Here is a 16945-nt window from a genome sequence, read left to right as displayed (position 1 = left end):
CACCACACAATCGGCCCTTTCGGCCACTGGCGGTCGGCGACGGTTTTCGGCAGAGTGCGCCAGAAACACCAACGCCCGCCGGAAAGGCGGGCGTTGACTCTGTGTTCCGGGCTGGCGTCAGCCGTTCCCGGCAGGAGGCTCGAAACCGGCGACGATCACCACGTTGGAGTCGGCCGCCGCCTGCCGCAGGGGCCTGGCCTTCGCGTACTCGGCGGACTCGTACCAGGCACGGGCCGCTTCCACCGACTCGAATTCGAGGACGACGGTCCGGTCGCCGTGCCACTCGCCCTCCAGCGACTCCGCCCCGTCGTGGACGGCCAGGATCTTCGCCCCGTGCGCCGCCAGCGTCGCCCCCGCGGCGCGGGCGTAGGCCTCCATGCCCGCCGGGTCCTTGATGGCTTCGGTGACGATCACATACCCCTTGGGCATCGCCAACTCCTCTCGGCTCACTGTGCGGTCGGGCCTCAGCTCAACACGATGGCCCGCTCGGGGCAACTGCTTACCGCCGTGCGCACCGCGCTCTCGTGCTCGGCGGGAACCTCGGGCAGCAGCACCTCGGCGTACCCGTCGTCGGTGAGGTCGAAGACCTCGGGGCACAGGGTCCAGCACACGCCGTGTCCCCGGCAGCGGTCCTCGTCCACGGCGGCCTTCATCGGGCGGGCTCCTCTGCGAGGGTGAACTCCAGGCCGAGGTGGGTGAGTCCGCGCAGGATGTACGTCGGCAGGTACCGGTATTCGCGGGCGTCGGCCGGGCCGTGCACCCGTTCGGAGATCCTGATGTCGGACGTACGGTCGAGGATGCGTTCGATGGCCACGCGGGCCTCGGCGCGGGCGAGGGGTGCGCCGGGGCAGGTGTGGACGCCGCGGCCGAACGCGAGGTGATGGCGGGCGTTGGCGCGCGTGGGGTCGAAGGTCTGCGGGTCGTCGAAGTGGCGCGGGTCGCGGTTCGCGGCGCCGTTGAGGACCATGAGCGTGGTGCCGGCGGGGACGTCGACGCCGCCGACCGTGGTCGGTGTGCGGGAGAGCCGGAAGTCGCCCTTGATGGGGCTCTCCATCCGCAGCACCTCCTCGATGAAGTTCGGGAGGCGGTCCCGCTCGGCCCGCAACAGCGCCTGGATCTCGGGCTGTTCAGCGATGATCTTGAGCGCGTTGCTCAGCAGCCGGACGGTGGTCTCCTGACCGGCCGCGAACAGGTTGGTGGCGACACGGGCGACGTCGGCGACGTCGGGGGTCGAGCCGTCGGGGAAGGTCGCGACGGCGAGGCCGGTGATCACGTCGTCGCGGGGTTCGCGGCGGCGGTCCTCGACGTAGGCCGCGAACCGGTCGTACAGGTACTCCAGCGGGGTGTGCGTCATCTCGCCACTGGTGCTGCCGACACCCGGGTCGGCATGCGGCCGGTTGAGCGCCTCGACGAACTCGTCCCGGTCCGCGTCGGGGATGCCGAGCAGGTCGGTGATGACCCGCAGGGTGAACGGCCCTGCGAAACCGCCGATGAAGTCGTCCTCGCCCGCGGCCAGATACTCGTCCAGCTGGACGTCGGCGAGGTGCCACATGGACGCCTCGTTCTCCTTGAGGCGCCTCGGCGTGATGAGCCGCATCAGCAGCCCGCGGTGGGCCGTGTGCATGGGCGGGTCGAACGTCGGCAGCTGGTCGCTCATCGGGAGTTCGTCCCGGTGAAGCTCGATCAGCTCACTGACGTCGTCGCCCTCCAGCGGGACCGGGAACCCCGGGAAGGGCCCGGTCACCGACACGCACGACGAGAACGTCTCGGAGTCGCTGAAGACCTGCACCGCCTCGTCGTACCCGGTCACCATCATCACGTCGTGATGGCTCTCGCGCTGTACGGGGCACCGGCCGCGTAGAGCCTCGAAGTAGGGGTAGGGGTCCGCGACGGGGCCCTCGTCCCGGAAGAAGTCGATCGCGTCGAAGTCGTTCACGGCCTGTACGGCTCCCTTCGTCACCCTCACACCGGACGATATCAATGCTCTTCAATAATGAGAAGGCCGTTTCCAATTGCGGGAATCGGTTGGGATTCGACTGTGGCGAACGGTAGTTGACGGGTTGTACCGACTCATCCGGCCCGGCGCCCACGCACCCTTCCCCGGACCGGGCGGACCCCCGACGCCGGGATCACGGCGCTCTGCGCCATGAGGGCGAGGGCGTCGTCGGCGGTCCGCATCACGGTCGTGCCCGCCGGGCTGCCCGCCTCCTCGGCGAGGTCGGCCAGCAGCCGCGCGTCCTTGCGCAGCAGCGGACCGGCGTGGGCCGCCAGGCGTTCCAGGGTGCCGCCGTCCGCGGCGACCCGGCGCAGCGCGAAGCTCGCCCCGCTGCCGTGCGCGAGGACGTCGGCGAGGCCGGCCGGGTCCACGTCGAGGCTGCGCCCGAGGGCGAGTACGTCGGCGGAGGTCGCCAGGTTCGCCGTGAACAGGGCGTTGTTGAGCAGCTTGGCGACCTGCCCCGAGCCCAGCGGGCCCATGTGGACGACCGGATCGCCGTACGTCTCGAACACCCGTCGGCAGAAGGCGACGGTCCCGGACTCGCCCCCGACCATGACCAGCAGCCGTCCCTCGGCCGCCGCGCCGCCGCCTCCGCTGACCGGCGCGTCGACCAGGGCGACCCCGCGCAGCCGTGCCCGGTCGGCGAGCCGGCGGCAGGTGTCGGGATGGACGGTGCTGTGCACGGCGATCACCCCGCCCTGCCGCAGCCCGGCGAGGACACCCTCGTCGCCGACGATCACCTCCTCGACGTCCGCGTCGTCGCCGACACAGACACACACGAGGTCACTGGCGGCGGCCAACTCGGCGGCGGAGACGGCACGTTGGGCGGGCGTACCGGCGAACGGGGTGAGCGAGGCGGGTCTCCTCGCCCACAGGGTCGTCGTGAATCCGGCGTCGACGATCCGCCGTGCCATGGGCCCGCCCTGGTTGCCGAGCCCGATGAATCCGACGCGCATCAGCCGGCCTCCTGCGCGGCCGGTTCGGCCGCCGGCGTCTCCGGTGTCTTCGCGGGCCGCTCGGGACGCCAGAACGTCGCGAGCAGTCCCGCCGTCGCCGCCACGGCCACGCCGAGCGCGATGCCGCCGCCGGCCCAGCCGGTGATCTCGATGTCCGCCGCGTGGTCCAGGGACACCTTGCCGGGCCCGAACACCCCGAGCGCCAGGGAGATCACGGCCAGCATCAGGACGTACTCGTAGCCGTCCTTGAACACGAAGAACCCGTTGGTCCGGTGGGCGAGGAGCCCCGCGACCAGCATCACCGAGACGACCGCCGCGCAGGCCAGCGGGGTGAACAGACCGAGGACCAGCAGCGCGCCCGCGCCGATCTCGGTGACCACGCTCATCCACGCCTGCAACTTGCCCTGCCGCAGTCCGAGTCCGCCGAACCAGCGGGCCGTGCCCTCGATCTTTCCGCCGCCCCGCCAGTGGTTGAGTCCGTGCGCGATCATGATGACGCCCAGGACCACTCTGACGACCAGCAACGCGACCACTTCCGCGTTCGTCAACTTGCTCTCCCCTGCTGCCGTTCGGCGACCTCCGCCGCCGAAGTCTGTTCCTCGCGTGCGAGCACGCATTCCTCCACGAACGACAGCACCTTGAGGTGATAGGCCATAGAGGTCAACCCAATGCTCAAGTTGTGTCCGCCGCCGGTCTGTTCGTCGACGGCGACCCGGGGCGACGTGGTGAACAGGGAGGCGATGTCGGCGAGCGCCGAGGGTCCGGAACTCCACACCCGTTCATGCTCGCCGAGTGTGTAGTGAACGGGGACCCCTATTCTCGGGGCGAGTAGGGGAAACGTGTCGATCCAGCTACGGGCCACGACCCCTTCGTACGCGGGTGAGCGCGACGAGATGCGGGCGCCGCCGACCACGTCGTCCGCGTAGAGCCGGGCCGGCTGCCACAGCAGGTCGCGCACCCCGCTGTTGGGTGGCCGGTGCCGCCAGTCGCCGAGGATGCCGGCCGCGTCGTCGTGGTGACGGCGTCCGGTGCCGGCGAGTTCCAGGCCGAGCAGGTCCCCGCCGCGGCGCTCGTCGGCCGCCATGCGGACTCCGAGTTCGCAGCCGATGGAGTGGGCCAGCACGAAGACGCCAGCTCCGCGCGGGCGAGCGGCGAGGAGGCGTTCGACGGCTCCGTAGGCGACGTCGACGCGCCGTTCGGCGGAGGTGAACTCGTCGGCGTACGGGGCCGAACTGCCGTATCCGGGGCGGTCGATGGCGATGACCGTGAAGCCGAGGGCCTCGCCGGTGCGCAGCAGTGACATACGGGGCCGGTCCGGGTAGTCGAAGTACCCGGAGAACGCCGCCCCGCCGTGCAGGGCGAGGACGACGGCGCGCGGCTGCCGTGCCTCGCGCAGCAGAGCGGACACGGCGATGCCATCCACGTCGACGACGACGCGTGAGGCACCGGTCATGTGTCGGTCCGGAAGAGGATCGCACCGCTCGGGGCCAGTCCGCCGGTGCTGACCACGGCGACCCGGGCGTCCGCCACTTGGCGGGCGCCGGCCTCGCCGCGCAGTTGGGTGATCGCCTCGTGGACCAACCCCAGGCCGTGGGTGCGGCCGTGCGAGAGCTGTCCGCCATGGGTGTTCAGGGGCAGCAGTCCGTCACGGGCGATGTTCTTGCCGCCGTCCAGGAAGTCCTTGGCCTCGCCGATCCCGCAGAAGCCCAACGCCTCTATCCAGGAGAGGCAGTTGAAGGTGAAGCCGTCGTACAGCTGGGCAATGTCGACGTCCGTCGGCCGCAGTGAAGTGCGGGTCCAGAGGTGGGCGGACTGGCCGAGGACTTGGGGTTCGTGGGTGAGGGTGCTCTGGTCCCACTCGATGCGTTCGAGGATCTGGGTGCCGACCGCCTCGACGAGGACGGGCGGTTTTGCGAGGTCCCGGGCCGCGTCCACGGCGGACACGATCACGGCGACCGATCCGTCGCAGGGCACGTCACAGTCGTACAGGCCGAAGGGGGTGGTGACCATTCTGGCCTGGAGGTAGTCGTCCATGGTCATCGGGTCGCGGTAGATCGCGGTGGGGTTGAGCGCGGCGTTCGCCCGCTGGTTGAGGGCGATCCAGCCGAGGGTCTCGCGGGTCGTGCCGTAGCGGTCGAAGTGGCGCTGCGCGTTCATGGCGAGGGTGTGCGCGGCCGAGTACGCCCCGAAGGGTTTCATCCAGCCCGCCGCCGGTGCGCCCGCGCCGGGCGCGGCGATCCGGCCGCGCTTGACCAGTTCGCCGTACGACGACTCCCAGACCGTACGGAAGCACAGCACATGCCGGGCGAGACCGCCCGCGACCGCGAGCATCGCCGCGACCAGGGAGCCGCCGGGGCCGAAGGTCTCGCTGCCGCCGTTGTACCAGGTGGGTTGGACGCCCAGCGCGGCCTCCAGCGCGGTGACCCCGCCCTCGGCGAAGCCTCCGTAGGCTCCGGCGCCCGGGTAGGCCGCCAGACCGTCGATGTCGTCGATGGTCAACCCGGCGTCCTCGATGGCGCGTTGGCACGCCTTCACGGTCAGCGACAGCGGCGGGACGAGCTGGCGGCGCCCGATCTCCGAGGCGCCGACGCCGGTGATCGCGACCTTGTCCTCGAACTTCTCGGGGGTCACCATCGGCCGTACGTGGGCCCGGAACTGGGACGGTTCGATGGCGTCCGTGGGGAAGGGCGCCGGCTCCCCCTGGTCGGCCGCCGGGCGGAACAGGGGCAGCCACGACTCCCCGGCCCGCTCGAAGACGACCTCCATGCGCATGCCCAACTTCAGCTGTTCGGGCTCGCATTGGACGACGTTGGTGGTGAGGCGGACCCGGGGGTCCTCCTCGATGGCGACCTGGGCGACGACGAACGGGGTCGGCAACCCGGGTGCGGGGAAACGGTGATTGACGGTGAAGCCGATCAGGGTCGCGAAGCCGGAGACAGCCCGCACGCCGGTCTCGTGCCCGTGGCAGTAGCGGCACACCGGCTGCGGCGGATGGATGAGGGCCGCGCAGGACCCGCACTCCGTCAGGCGCAGCCGGCCGTCCGCGCCGGAGGCCCAGAAGAAGGCGTTCTCCTCGGTGATCTCCGGCGCGGCGCGTCCCGACATGTCGGGTGTCTCGTCGGTCATGGGGTGATCTTCGCCTTCGCCTTGCGGACGGTCACCGGCTCGGCGATCCGCTGCTCGTCACAGACCTGTTGCAGCTTCTCCAGCGTCTCGTCGAGCCCTGCGCCGAGCCGGGGACCGGGAGTGAAGGTCGCCGGGAGGTGGCGCATGCCCTGGATGATGCCGATGGTCTCGTAGTGAACGGTGCCCTCCGGGTCGCACTGGTAGTCGGGCATACGGTCGAGCACCTGGGTGACCATGCGCTTGAAGACCGTACGCGCGACATTGGAGCCGATACAGCGGTGGATGCCGAGGCCGAAACTGCTGTGGCGGTTGGCCGGGCGTTCCAGGTGGATGGTGTCGGGGTCGGGGAAGACGGAGGGGTCTCGGTTGGCCATCGCCCAGGACAGCCAGAGCCGTTCTCCCTCCTTGAAGCGTGTTCCGGCGATCTCGCAGTCGGCGGAGAACGTGCGTCCGTCGCCCGGCGCGGGCGCGAAGTACCGCAGGAACTCCTCCGTGGCAGAGTCCAGCAGGGTGTCCCGTTCGCGGCTGAGCCGGTCCCGCTCAGCGGGATTCTCGCCCAGCCATTCCAGTGCGTGTGCGGTGAGCGCGGTCGTGGTGTCGAAGCCGCCGCCGATCAACAGGGCGAGTACGCCCAGGAGTTCACTGTCCGGCGGGGTCTTGCCGTTGATGTCGGCGTGGATGAGGGCGTCGACCAGGCCGGGCCTGGGGTCGGCACGGATCTCGGCGATGGCCGTGGCCAGGCCGATGCCCATGTTCCGGGCCATCTCGGCGACGCGTTTCATGTCGGGCGAGCCCGGCGGGGTGTAGACGGAGGCGTGGGCCGGCTCGTTGTAGACGGTCCAGTCCTTGAGCGGGATGCCCATCATCGCCAGGGTGAGGACGGCCGGGACGACGTTGGCGAGGTCGTCGACGAAGTCGATCCGGCCGGACTCGATCCTCTCGTCGATGGCGGCCCGCACCACCTCGTCGACGACCGGGATCCAGCGGCTGATGGCCGCCGGGGAGAGATAGGGGTTGAGTGCCTGGCGGTAGTGGCGCTGTTCCGGCGGGTCCATCTCCAGGAACCCGCCCTGGACCTGGCCCCGTTCCTTGGACGGCGGCGGGATGGTGATGCCCTGGTATCCGCGCCGCTCGCCCCTGACGTCGTGGTCGTTGGAGATGAACTCGGCGGCCCGGGCCAGTTCGAAGACCTCACGGTTGCCGCTGGCGACCCAGTGGCCGCCGTGCGTCTCGGTCCAGGCGATGGGGCACTTGGACTGCAACTCGTGGGTGGTGTCGGTGAACTGGTGCCGGTACTCGGGGGTGTGCCGGTCGAAGTGGACCGTGTGCTTCTTTCGGTCGGCGTCGTCGTCCGTGGTCATCGTGTCGTGGTTCTCCCCTCAGGAAACGAAGATCGCGCGTTCCGGACAGGACCTGACCGCCTCGACGACCTGGTCCTGCTGGTCGTCCGGAACCTCCTCGTCGATCACCGACGAGTGACCGTCGATCTCGCTCAGTTCGAACACCTTCGGCGCCCGCATGGCACAGAGCGTGTGCCCCTGACAGCGCTCCGGGTCGACGCGTACCTTCACGACCTGCATCCTTCCTGCCGCAACTTCGGGCGTTCTGCCTCGACTTGGGGCTCCCGCCCGCTACTTCAGGTCCGCCATGGACTTGCCGACGTCGGCGAGCGTCATCGGCTTGCCGTAGGACTTCTTGTACTTGTACGCCGGGATGTCGCAGCGGTAGGAGCCCTGATCCGGCTTGAAGTCGGCGACGGTCCAGCCCTTGTCGGTCGCCTTGACGACGTTGAAGCACTCGGGCGGGTTGGTGACCTTCGTCAGGTCCATCGGGGCCTGGAGTCCGCCCGCCGTCCACTCCGTCTGCTTGATCGCGTTCTCGTACACGCACTTGCGGGTCAGCTCGTCGCACGCACCGGCCGCGGTGGCGAAGAGCAGCCAGGCGTCGAAGGAGCGCAGCGCGGGCAGGGTGACCTCCGCGTCGGGCGCGTACTTGGCGAAGAGGTCCTCGACCTGCTTGGTCGCCGGGTTGGTGGATGCCTGTTCCAGCGGGGTGACACCGCTGAGGTCGGCGTAGTTGTTCTGCTTCCCGAGCGAGGTGCCGGCCAGCTGGAGGAAGGCGGGGCCGTAGGCGTTGTTGTTGGTGTCGATCCAGTCGAGCTGGTAGCCGGTGTTGGTGAGCGCCTGTTCCAGCTTGGCGAGCTGGCTGAACTGGCCGTTGAAGATGAGGCCCTTGATCTTCTTGCTCTTGATGGTCTGCGCGTACGGCGTCCAGTCGGAGACCCCGGCCGCCGGGTAGACGTCGGTGTAGGCGACCTTGCCGCCGATGGCCGGAATCAGTTCCTTGGCCTGTTCGGCGAGGACCTTGGTGAGCGGGACGTCGCCGGAGATGATGCCGACGTGGTCGGCGGAGTCCGGGTGGGCCTCCTTGATCAGCCAGGTGTAGTAGCCGGTGTAGGGGGCGTAGCCGACTCCGGCGCCCTGGGCGAGCACCTGGAGGTCCGCGCCGAGGGCGTTGATCGTGCTGGACTGTGCGGGGAAGTCGGGCAGCAGACAGCTCAGCCGTTCCTTGACGCCGGTGCCGTCGAAGGCGGCGCCGCCGCCGACCAGGGCGAAGTCGTCCCGGCAGGCCTCGATCATCCGCTGCTGGACCTCCATGAGCTTGGAGTCGCGGGTGACGGGGACGATCTTGCGTCCGTTGATGCCGCCGGCGGCGTTGCACCAGGAGGTGAACACCTTGGCCGCGTTGACGAACTCGGGGTTCTTGGTGAAGCCGATGTCGCTGAACACACCGACCTTGATCTCGCTGTCGGTGATGCCCTGTTCGGTCACGGACTTGGGGCTGCCGGAGTGGCAGACGTTCTTGAGTGTGCCGAAGTCCGCGTTGGCGGCGGCCCCGGATCCGGATGTGGACGGCTCGCCGGCACTGGATGTGGTGGTGGAGCGGTCGGAACACCCGGCCAGGGCCAGGACGAGCGCGGTCGCGATGAGCAGTCGTCTCATCGGTCCTCCAGGTGAGAAGGTTCTGGAACTACGGGAATCACCCAGCTGCGGTGATCAGGTGACCGCGCCCGCCTCTTTCAGTTCGAGGATGCGGGTCCAGTCCAGGCCCAGTTCGAGGAGGATCTCCTCGGTCTGGGCGGCGAACTCGGGCGCGGGCCCGAGCGGTACGGGGGCGGTGACGTCGAACTGCACGGGGCTGGCGGCGAGTTGGAGTTCGCCTGCCTTCACGAGGTATTCGTTGGCCCGCACTTGTGCGTCCTCGCCGACCTGGAGGGTGTCCTGTACGGGGGCCCAGGGTCCGGCGAGGGTGGCGAAGCGCTTGGTCCAGTCGGCGAGGGTGCGGCCCGAGAGCACCTCGCGCAGGATCTTGACGGCCTGTTCGGTGTTGGCCGCGATGAGTTCGGCGGTGGCGAAGCGGGGGTCGTCGGCGAGTTCGGGGCGGTCGATGTGGTGGCACACGTCGGCCCAGAACTTGCCGGGCTGCATCATCACGAAGGCCAGGTAGTGGCCGTCGGAGGTGGAGTACAGCCCGGACAGGGGGTTGGCCGGGGAGCCGTGGGCGCCCGCCGGGGGTGCGACCCAGGGCCGGCCGAGGTGGAGGGAGAGCGCGGTGGCGTGTCCCATGGCCCAGACGCCGCTGCCGAGCAGGGAGACGTCGACGACCGAGGCCTCGCCGGTGCGTTCGCGTCGCAGCAGGGCCGCCGCGATGCCGCCGGCGAGGTTGGTCCCGGAGATGGTGTCCCCGTAGGCGGGTGCGGGCGGGCTGATCATGCCCTCGGTGCCGGCCGGGGTGATGCTGGCGGCGGTGCCGGCCCGGCACCAGAAGGCGGTCATGTCGTAGCCGCCCTTGACCGCCTCGGGGCCGCGCGGGCCCAGGGCGCTCCCCCGGGCGTAGACGATGTCCGGGTTGACGGCGCGGATGTCGTCCACGTCGATGCCGAAGCGTTCGCGGTGTCCGGGCAGGAAGCTGGTGAGGAACACGTCGGCGCGCCTGGCCAGGTCGTACAGCACCTCGCGGCCCTCGGGCCGGGAGATGTCGAGGCCCAGGCTGCGCTTGCCCCGGTTGGCGTGTTCGACGTTGGGGTTGGGATCGCCCTCGACGACGAACGTGCCGGTCTGCCTGAGGCCGCGCTGCGGGTCGCCGTTGACGGCGTGCTCGACCTTGATGACGTCCGCGCCCCAGTCGGCGAGGACGGCGCCCGCCGAGGGGACGAAGCCGTACATGGCGACTTCGAGGACGCGGATTCCCTCCAGTGGCCTCACCGGACGACCGCCGCGAAGGACTTGTACTCCAGGAACTCCTCAAGCCCCGGAACACCGCTCTCGCGGCCGATGCCGGACTGCTTGTAGCCGCCGAACGGCACGTCCGCGGCGAAGTAGTTGCCGCCGTTGATGCTGAAGGTGCCGGTGCGGATGCGGCGCGCGAGGGCGATGGCCCGCTCGTCGTCCGCGCTCTGGATCCCGCCGGACAGCCCGTACACCGAGTTGTTGGCGATACGGACGGCGTCGTCATCGTCGTCGTACGGGATGACCACGAGCACGGGTCCGAAGACCTCGTCCTGGGCGATCTCGCCGTCCGGGTCGACATCGGTGAGCAGGGTGGGCGTGAAGTAGAACCCGGGGTCGACCTTCGTACCGCCGCTGACGAGTTTCGCGCCCGCCGCGACGGCACGTTGGACCATGCCATCGACCTTGTCGCGCTGCTTGGCGCTGATGAGCGGGCCGGCGAAGGTCTTGGGGTCGGTGGGGTCGCCCATGCGCATCCGGGCGAGGCCCGCGGCGACCTTCTCGACGATCTCGTCGTGGTGGGCCCGGGGTACGAGGAGCCGGGTGGTGAGCGCGCAGCCCTGTCCCGAGTGGGAGCAGATGGTGCCGGCCGCGAACATGGCGGCGGTGGTGAAGTCGGCGTCGTCGAGGATGATCATGGCGGACTTGCCGCCGAGTTCCAGGAACACCTTCTTCACCGTGCGGCTCGCGACCTCCATGATCCGTCGGCCGGTGGCGGTGGACCCGGTGAAGGAGACCATGTCGACGTCGGCGTGGGTGGTGAGCACCTCGGCGGCCTCGACGGAGGTGGAGGTCAGCACGTTGACCACACCGGGCGGGATGTCCGTGTGCTCGGCGATCAGTTCACCGAGGAACAGCGTGGTCAGCGGGGTGTCCGGGGCGCCCTTGAGGACGACCGTGCAGCCCGCGGCGAGCGAGGGGGCGAGTTTGGCCAGGGCCAGCTGGTTCGGGTAGTTGTACGCGGTGATCGCGGCGACGACCCCGACGGCCTCCTTCTCCACCCAGCGTCGGTGGCGCTGGCCGCGGATCTCGACCTCGCCGAGATCTTCGGTGAGGGGGTACTTGCGCAGCAGGTCGGCGTAGAAGCGGACCAGTTTGACCGGATCGTCGAGCTGGGGGCCGTAGGTCAGCATGCGGGGTGCGCCGACCTCGGCGATCGTCAGCTCGCGCAGCTCTTCCAGATGGTCGGTCAGCGCCTGGTGGAGCTGGTCGAGACAGCGGATGCGGAACTGGACGTCGGTCGCCCAGGTCGTGGTGTCGAAGGCGCGGCGGGCGGCGGCCACGGCGACCTCGGTCTGGGCGACCGTGGCGTCGGGGGCCTGGTCGAGGACCTCGCCGGTGGCGGGGTTGAGCGAGGGGAAGGTGTTCTCGGTCCCGACGAGTTGTCCGTCGATGAGCAGCCGTTTCACCGCAGGACCCCCCGTACGTCGCTGAGTTGCCGCCTCACAGCCGGACCCCCTGGCCGCCGTCGACGGCGACGACCTGTCCGGTGAGCCAGCCGGCGGCGTCGGAGAGCAGGAACAGCACGGTCGGGGTCAGGTCACTGGGCTGTCCCATCCGGCCGAGGGCGAGCCGCTGCGCCATCGCGTCCTGGTGCTCCTTCGGTACGACGGTGGCGGTGGCGTCGGTGTCCGTCGGCCCCGGGGCGATGCCGTTGACGCGGATCTTCCGTCCGCCCAGTTCGGCGGCGAGCGAGGCGGTGAGGTGGTTGATGCCGGACTTGGCGAGCCCGTAGTACCCGGAGGCCATGTAGGAAGCGGTGGACGACTGGTTGACGATCGCGCCGCCCTCGGTCATGTGCGGGACGACCGCCCGGGTGCAGTACAGCGCGCCCATCAGGTTCACCTGGATGAAGTGGTTGAGGTAGCCCAGGTCGATGGTGGTGAGGCCCTCGCGCTTCATGCTGTGGTAGATCGCGGCGTTGTTGACCAGGTAGTCGATCCGGCCGAACTCGGCGACCGTGGCGGCGGCCATCGCCTCGGCCGACTCGGGGTCCCCCACGTCGACCCGGACGAAGAGCGCCCCGTCGATGTCCTTGGCGACCCGCTGCCCCTGGTCCTCGTTGATCTCGGCCACGACGACGCGGGCCCCCTCGGCGGCCAGCGCCCGGGCGTAGTCCTCGCCGATTCCCTGTCCCGCACCGGTGACGATCGCCACCTTGTCCTGGAACCGCATCCTGTCTCCTTGCTCGGGATGGGCGGCTTGCTCCAATGTGGCGGAAACTACATTCTCACTTTCAGCAAATCAACCATCCGAACACGAGAATGTCCGGCGTCACAGGAAGTGGGAGGTGGGCGGAGGGCCGCCGGGACACATCACCCCACATCCCGACCTCCCACGACATCGAGCCGAGATCCGCACGACACTACCCGCCGGACCGGTAGCGAGAATAGGCTTCTCAATCACGGAAGGGAGATTTCCATGATCGACACGATGAAGACCGCGGTCGTCACCGGAGGCGGCTCCGGAATCGGGCTGGCGATCGCCGAGCGACTGAAGACCGACGGCTACCAGGTCGCGACCCTCGACCTGAACCCCTCCGACTCGGCCCCGGCGTTCGCACAGACCGCCGACGTCACCGACCGCGCCCAGGTGGACGCGGCGCTGGCCGCCGTCCGGGAGCGGCTCGGGCCGGTCACCGTCCTGGTCAACGCGGCCGGGGTGGCCGGCTACAAGCGCTTCCAGGATCTGACGTTCGAAGCCTGGCAGCGGATCATCGACGTCAATCTCAACGGCGTCTTCCACTGCGTCCAGGCCGCACTGCCCGACATGCTGGAGGCCGGCTGGGGCCGGATCGTCAACATCTCCTCCTCCAGCGCTCAGTCCGGGCAGCAGTTCATGACGCACTACGTCGCGGCCAAGTCGGCGGTCAACGGCCTCACCAAGGCGCTCGCGCTCGAACTGGGTCCGGCCGGGATCACCGTCAACGCGGTGCCGCCCGGCTTCATCGACACGCCCATGCTGCGCAAGGCCGAGTCGCGCGAGCTGCTCGGCGGGACGGTCGAGGAGCACATCGAGCGCACTCCCGTACGACGGGTCGGGCGCCCCGAGGACATCGCCGCGGCCTGCGCGTTCCTGGTCTCGGAGGAGGCCGGGTACATCACCGGGCAGATCCTGGGCGTGAACGGCGGGCGCAACACGTGAACCGCACGCGCCGCGTCACCCCCCTCCCGTACGCCGAGTACATGGAGGCGCTGGGCTCCTCGGCGCCCGACGCCCGCAAACCGCCCTCGAACGCGCTCGGACTGCTCGCCCGGCATCCCGAACTGGCCAAGGCTTTCCTCGCGTTCAACAAGTACCTCCTGGTCGACTCGACGCTGCCCAATCGCATCCGCGAGCTGGCCGTCCTCCGCGTGGCCTGGCGGCGCCGGTGCCGGTACGAGTGGGCGCAGCACGTCCTGATCGCCCGGAAGGCCGGAGTCACCGACGAGGAGATCGGCCTCATCCGCACCGGAGCCCCCACACCCCTCAACCGGGCGGTGGACGAGCTGGAGACGGACTCGCGGCTGTCCGACGCGACGTACGAGGCCCTCGCCGCGGACCTGGACGACCGCCAGCTCATGGACCTGGTGTTCACGGTCGGCACGTACGGCCTGCTGGCCACGGCCTTCAACACCTTCGAGGTGGAGCTGGATCCAGGAATCCCTGACGAGAACTTCAATAACCCAGAATGAGAATGCTATTCTCATTCTGGAGAAGGGAGTGATCATGCCACACTTCGCCAAGCCGGCGGCCGGAAGCTGGACCGAGCAGTACCCCGAGTTGGGCACGAGTCCGGTGAACTACGAGGACTCGATCGACCCCGCGTACTACGAGGCCGAGCGGGAGGCCGTCTTCAAGCGGACCTGGCTGAACGTCGGACGCGTGGAGCAGGTGCCGAGGACGGGCAGCTACTTCACGAAGGAACTGGCGGTCGTGGACAGCTCGCTGATCATCGTGCGGGGCAGGGACAAGGAGGTCCGCGCCTTCCACAACCTCTGCCGGCACCGCGGCAACAAGCTGGTGTGGAACGACTTCCCGGGCGAGGAGGTCAAGGGCACCTGCCGTCAGTTCACCTGCAAGTACCACGCCTGGCGCTACAGCCTCGACGGCGATCTGACCTTCGTCCAGCAGGAGCAGGAGTTCTTCGACCTGGACAAGGCGGACTACGGCCTGAAGTCGGTCCGCTGCGAGGTCTGGGAGGGGTTCATCTTCGTCAACCTGGACCCGAACGCCCAGCCGCTCAAGGAGTACCTCGGCGAGTTCGCCAAGGGCCTCGAGGGCTACCCCTTCCACGAGATGACCGAGGTCTTCACGTACAAGGCCGAGGTCGGCAGCAACTGGAAGCTGTTCATCGACGCGTTCGCGGAGTTCTACCACGCCCCCGTCCTGCACATGAAGCAGGCCGTCAAGGACGAGGCCGACAAGCTCTTCAACGTCGGGTACGAGGCGCTGCACTACGAGATCCACAGCCCGCACTCGATGATCTCGTCCTGGGGAGGCATGTCCCCGCCCAAGGACCTGAGCATCGTCAAGCCCATCGAACGCGTCCTGCGCAGCGGCCTGTTCGGCCCCTGGGAGGCCCCCGACATCGAGGGGCTCGACCCCCTGCCCCCGGGACTCAACCCGGGCGGCCACCGGGCGTGGGGGAACGATTCCTTCGAGTTCTTCCCGAACATGACGCTGCTGATCTGGAAGCCCGGCTGGTATCTGACGTACCACTACTGGCCGACGGCGGTGGACAAGCACATCTTCGAGGCCAACCTGTACTTCGTGCCCGCCAAGACGGCACGCGAGCGGCTGAAGCAGGAACTCACGGCGGTGACGTTCAAGGAGTACGCCCTCCAGGACGGCAACACCCTGGAGGCCACGCAGACCATGCTCAAGAGCCGGGTCGTGACCGACTTCCCGCTCTGCGACCAGGAGTTGCTGCTCCGCCATCTGCACAAGACGGTCGCCGACTACGTCAAGGAGCACACCGATGCTGCCCAGTGAGTTCGCGGTGCTCGAACCGTTCGGTGCCTGGGTCCTGGAGACCGAACGGGAGCGCTACAGCAAGCGGCTGGCCAGTTCCATGGAGGAGATGCAGGCCTTCTACGACGTGGCGTTCCCGCTCCTTGAGCAGGCCTCCGACCATCTCGACAAGTTCCCGCTCGACGAACTGCCGGAGCCCGAGCGGAACTTGCTCCTGCTGATGTTCTCCCTGGTGAACGTGTCGTTCCCGGTCGAGGTGTGGAAGCAGGCCCGGGTGCCGGACAGCGGGGCCGCCTATATGGACCTCGTCGTCGAACCCAAGGTCTGACCGGTCGTGGTCACGCTCAAAGCGGCGCGTGTACTGCACGTCGAGACCGGGGAGTTCGAGGAACCGGGCCTCGTCCATGTCGACGGGGACCGCATCGCGCGGACCGGCGACGCCGGGGGTGACGTACTCGACCTGGGAGACGTCACCCTGCTGCCCGGTCTGATGGACATGGAGGTCAACCTCCTGATGGGCGGCCGGGGCGAGACCCCGGTGCTGTCGATGGTCCAGGACGATCCGCCGCTGCGCATGCTGCGGGCGGTGGGCAACGCCCGGCGCACCCTCCGGTCGGGCTTCACCACGGTCAGGAACCTCGGGCTGTTCGTGAAGACCGGCGGCTATCTGCTGGACGTGGCCCTCGCGAAGGCCGTCGACGCCGGCTGGATCGAGGGGCCCCGGATCATCCCGGCGGGGCACGCGATCACGCCGACCGGCGGTCATCTGGACCCCAGCGTGTTCGGCGCGCTGGCCCCGGGCATCATGCCGCTCTCCGTGGAGGAGGGCGTCGCCAACGGGGTCGACGAGGTGCGCAAGGCCGTGCGGTACCAGATCAAGCACGGGGCGCGGCTCATCAAGGTCTGCGCGTCCGGGGGTGTCATGTCCCATACGGGCACGCCCGGCGCGCAGCACTACTCCGACGCGGAGCTGCGGGCCATCGTCGACGAGGCCCATCGGCGCGGGCTCAAGGTGGCCGCGCACACCCACGGGGCCGACGCGGTGCGGTCGGCGGTGGAGGCGGGCATCGACTGCATCGAGCACGGCTTCCTGCTGGACGACGACACCATCGAACTGATGGCGGAGCGCGGCACCTTCCTTGTACCGACGACGGCGCTGATCGACGGCATGGACGTCTCCCGGGCGGCGCCCGAGCTGCGCGCCAAGGCCGCCGAGGTGTTCCCGCACGCCCGGTCGGTCGTCGCCAGGGCCGCGAAGGCGGGCGTCCGGATGGCGGTGGGCACGGACGCGCCGGCGATCCCGCACGGAAAGGGCGCCCAGGAGATGGTCGCGCTCGTCGAGCGGGGCATGGAGCCGCTGGAGGTGCTGCGGGCGGCGACGGTCAACGCGGCCGAGCTGATCGACGCGGACGACCGAGGGCGCATCGCGGAGGGCCTGCTCGCGGACCTGATCGCCGTACCGGGCAACCCACTTGAGGACATGTCGGTCCTGGCCGACGTGCGGTTCGTGATGAAGGGGGGCAAGGTCTTCCGCGACGAGCGGACGTGACACGAGCCGCACGAACAGGGCCGCTCGGCGGGGTAGCGCACACCCCCGCCGAGCGGCCCGTTCGCGTCCGCCGCTC

General features: G+C 69.3%; 18 protein-coding genes. 5 read left to right on the top strand and 13 right to left on the bottom strand.

Going from position 1 to position 16945, the window contains the following annotated elements; translation table 11 throughout:
• Positions 1-117 precede the first annotated feature (117 nt).
• From OG787_RS48935 to OG787_RS48875, 13 genes are all read right to left on the bottom strand, one after another.
• The gene (locus OG787_RS48935) at positions 118-429 is read right to left on the bottom strand and encodes a DUF1330 domain-containing protein (protein WP_369031675.1); all 312 of its coding nucleotides are present in this window, start codon (positions 427-429) and stop codon (positions 118-120) included.
• Between the two features lie 35 nt (positions 430-464).
• The gene (locus tag OG787_RS48930) at positions 465-653 is read right to left on the bottom strand and encodes a ferredoxin (RefSeq protein WP_369031676.1); all 189 of its coding nucleotides are present in this window, start codon (positions 651-653) and stop codon (positions 465-467) included.
• Complete coding sequence (locus OG787_RS48925; RefSeq protein WP_405539940.1) at positions 650-1936, bottom strand: cytochrome P450; 1287 nt, start codon at positions 1934-1936, stop codon at positions 650-652. Before OG787_RS48925 ends, OG787_RS48930 begins: the two co-directional genes overlap by 4 nt.
• Positions 1937-2070: 134 nt before the next feature.
• A complete protein-coding gene (locus OG787_RS48920; RefSeq protein ID WP_405539939.1) occupies positions 2071-2952 on the bottom strand; it encodes an NAD(P)-dependent oxidoreductase in 882 nt (293 codons plus the stop codon).
• Positions 2952-3500: a DoxX family protein gene (locus tag OG787_RS48915; protein ID WP_405539938.1), complete on the bottom strand. Its 549-nt coding sequence runs from the start codon at positions 3498-3500 to the stop codon at positions 2952-2954. The genes OG787_RS48920 and OG787_RS48915 overlap by 1 nt, the downstream gene beginning before the upstream one ends.
• Positions 3497-4405, bottom strand: a complete 909-nt coding sequence (locus OG787_RS48910; RefSeq protein ID WP_405539937.1) for an alpha/beta hydrolase — start codon at positions 4403-4405, stop codon at positions 3497-3499. Before OG787_RS48910 ends, OG787_RS48915 begins: the two co-directional genes overlap by 4 nt.
• Positions 4402-6078 carry a thiolase C-terminal domain-containing protein gene (locus tag OG787_RS48905; protein ID WP_405539936.1) on the bottom strand — a complete coding sequence of 559 codons (1677 nt, stop codon included), beginning with the start codon at positions 6076-6078 and terminating at the stop codon, positions 4402-4404. Before OG787_RS48905 ends, OG787_RS48910 begins: the two co-directional genes overlap by 4 nt.
• Positions 6075-7439 carry a cytochrome P450 gene (locus OG787_RS48900; RefSeq protein WP_405539934.1) on the bottom strand — a complete coding sequence of 455 codons (1365 nt, stop codon included), beginning with the start codon at positions 7437-7439 and terminating at the stop codon, positions 6075-6077. The genes OG787_RS48905 and OG787_RS48900 overlap by 4 nt, the downstream gene beginning before the upstream one ends.
• Positions 7440-7457: 18 nt before the next feature.
• The gene (locus OG787_RS48895; protein WP_405539933.1) at positions 7458-7658 is read right to left on the bottom strand and encodes a ferredoxin; all 201 of its coding nucleotides are present in this window, start codon (positions 7656-7658) and stop codon (positions 7458-7460) included.
• Between the two features lie 51 nt (positions 7659-7709).
• Complete coding sequence (locus tag OG787_RS48890; RefSeq protein WP_405539932.1) at positions 7710-9080, bottom strand: ABC transporter substrate-binding protein; 1371 nt, start codon at positions 9078-9080, stop codon at positions 7710-7712.
• 54 nt (positions 9081-9134) lie between these two features.
• Positions 9135-10343 (bottom strand): CaiB/BaiF CoA transferase family protein, encoded by a 1209-nt coding sequence (locus OG787_RS48885; RefSeq protein WP_405539931.1) that lies wholly within the window; start codon positions 10341-10343, stop codon positions 9135-9137.
• Positions 10340-11776 carry an aldehyde dehydrogenase family protein gene (locus OG787_RS48880; RefSeq protein WP_405539930.1) on the bottom strand — a complete coding sequence of 479 codons (1437 nt, stop codon included), beginning with the start codon at positions 11774-11776 and terminating at the stop codon, positions 10340-10342. The genes OG787_RS48885 and OG787_RS48880 overlap by 4 nt, the downstream gene beginning before the upstream one ends.
• Before the next feature lie 34 nt (positions 11777-11810).
• Positions 11811-12542 carry an SDR family oxidoreductase gene (locus OG787_RS48875; protein ID WP_405539929.1) on the bottom strand — a complete coding sequence of 244 codons (732 nt, stop codon included), beginning with the start codon at positions 12540-12542 and terminating at the stop codon, positions 11811-11813.
• A 246-nt stretch (positions 12543-12788) separates the two neighbouring features.
• Here OG787_RS48875 and OG787_RS48870 point away from each other — a divergent pair, with 246 nt between their 5' ends.
• From OG787_RS48870 to OG787_RS48850, 5 genes are read left to right on the top strand one after another with little or no spacing between them, the layout of a single operon-like run.
• Positions 12789-13511 (top strand): SDR family NAD(P)-dependent oxidoreductase, encoded by a 723-nt coding sequence (locus tag OG787_RS48870; protein ID WP_369031688.1) that lies wholly within the window; start codon positions 12789-12791, stop codon positions 13509-13511.
• Positions 13508-14041: a carboxymuconolactone decarboxylase family protein gene (locus tag OG787_RS48865; RefSeq protein ID WP_405539928.1), complete on the top strand. Its 534-nt coding sequence runs from the start codon at positions 13508-13510 to the stop codon at positions 14039-14041. Before OG787_RS48870 ends, OG787_RS48865 begins: the two co-directional genes overlap by 4 nt.
• Positions 14042-14075: 34 nt before the next feature.
• Positions 14076-15341: an aromatic ring-hydroxylating dioxygenase subunit alpha gene (locus OG787_RS48860; protein ID WP_405539926.1), complete on the top strand. Its 1266-nt coding sequence runs from the start codon at positions 14076-14078 to the stop codon at positions 15339-15341.
• Positions 15328-15648 (top strand): hypothetical protein, encoded by a 321-nt coding sequence (locus OG787_RS48855; protein ID WP_369031691.1) that lies wholly within the window; start codon positions 15328-15330, stop codon positions 15646-15648. Before OG787_RS48860 ends, OG787_RS48855 begins: the two co-directional genes overlap by 14 nt.
• Before the next feature lie 6 nt (positions 15649-15654).
• On the top strand, positions 15655-16869 hold the full coding sequence (locus OG787_RS48850; RefSeq protein ID WP_369031692.1) for an amidohydrolase family protein: 1215 nt from the start codon (positions 15655-15657) through the stop codon (positions 16867-16869).
• Positions 16870-16945 lie beyond the last annotated feature (76 nt).

This window comes from Streptomyces sp. NBC_00075, from assembly GCF_045041225.1.
Classification (GTDB): Bacteria; Actinomycetota; Actinomycetes; order Streptomycetales; family Streptomycetaceae; genus Streptomyces; species Streptomyces adonidis.
The sequence above is the reverse complement of the archived record's forward strand: the minus strand, read 5'-3'. Positions and strand labels throughout refer to the sequence as shown.